The following is a 1,074-nucleotide window of genomic DNA, read 5'->3' on the forward strand; positions in this document are numbered from 1 at the left end:
GTCGGCGTCGGCGTCGGCGTCGGCGTCGGGGAGAGTGGAGCAGGTTTCCGTGAGGTGGATCTTGTAGCCCATCCAGAACAGGTCATCGCCCTTGGCCGCCCAGCGTGCGTCCGCGTCATAGGGGGAGGCCAGGCGGAGTTGACCGGGCGGGACGCCGTCGTCGGCGTCCCGCTTCTTGATCACCTGCCGTCCCCGGCTGTCGCTGCGGATGATGTAGGTCTGCACGAGGACCTGCCGCAGCAGGTGCACGGCCTCGATCTGACGGATCCAAACCGGGGTGTCATCGGCCCAGGCGGCCCGGCACAAGGCGAGGGCGTCCTGGCCGAAGACCTGGGCGAGGCGGTCGCGTTTCGTTTGCGAGGGCGGCATGCGCCAGCCGTCGACCCGCGGCCCGTACCGCTCGGCGAACTCCGTCACGTCGATCTGCCCGGCCAGCCAGAGGGGAGCCGCGACCGCGAGGGCCTCCAGGGCAGCGCGCACGCTCTCGCCGGCCAGCTCCAGGCGGTTCAAGTCCCGCACCGCGCTGATCACATGGGTGGAGTCGGTGCGCTGCTTGCGCCCGGCCGCCACCAGACCGGCGTCCTTGCAGTGCTCAAGGAGCCGGTCGAAGACCACCCGCTCCATGCCGTTGTCCGCGAGCCGGGCCCTGAACTTGCTGAGCACACTGGCATCGAAGCCGGCGTCGGTGAGCTCCGCCCCGAGCGCGTACTTCCAGTCGATGGCCCGCACCGCCATCGCCGCGGCCTGCCGATCGGTGAGGTCCTCGGCGAACTGCAACACCGTCACCAGCGACAACACCCCAGGCGACAGGCCCGGCGCCCCGCGCACCCCGAACGCCTCGGCGAACGGCTCATCGACGAAGACCTCCGCGAGGCGGTCCCGCACCCGTATCGCCAGACTCCCCTTCGGGAACGCCGCCCGCGCCACCACCACGGTCTGCTCCGGGATCTCCGGCAGTCCCACCGGCCGCATCGACATCCGTACCGCCTCCACGGCCGCACGACGGAGAAGCGACCTCAGGAACGATCATCGCGGACCCGCCCTCATCCCCGCAGTGAATTGGGCAGCAGAGTC

Annotated in this window: 1 protein-coding gene; it reads right to left on the bottom strand. The window is 70.6% G+C overall.

All coding sequences use genetic code 11. The annotated features are described in order from the left end of the window. A partial coding sequence (locus tag AB0N06_RS38990) for a transposase (RefSeq protein WP_366139393.1) occupies positions 1-978 on the bottom strand: 978 nt, incomplete at its 3' end. Between the last annotated feature and the right edge of the window lie 96 nt (positions 979-1,074).

Source organism: Streptomyces sp. NPDC051020 (genome assembly GCF_040683105.1).
In the GTDB taxonomy this organism is placed as follows: domain Bacteria; phylum Actinomycetota; class Actinomycetes; order Streptomycetales; family Streptomycetaceae; genus Streptomyces.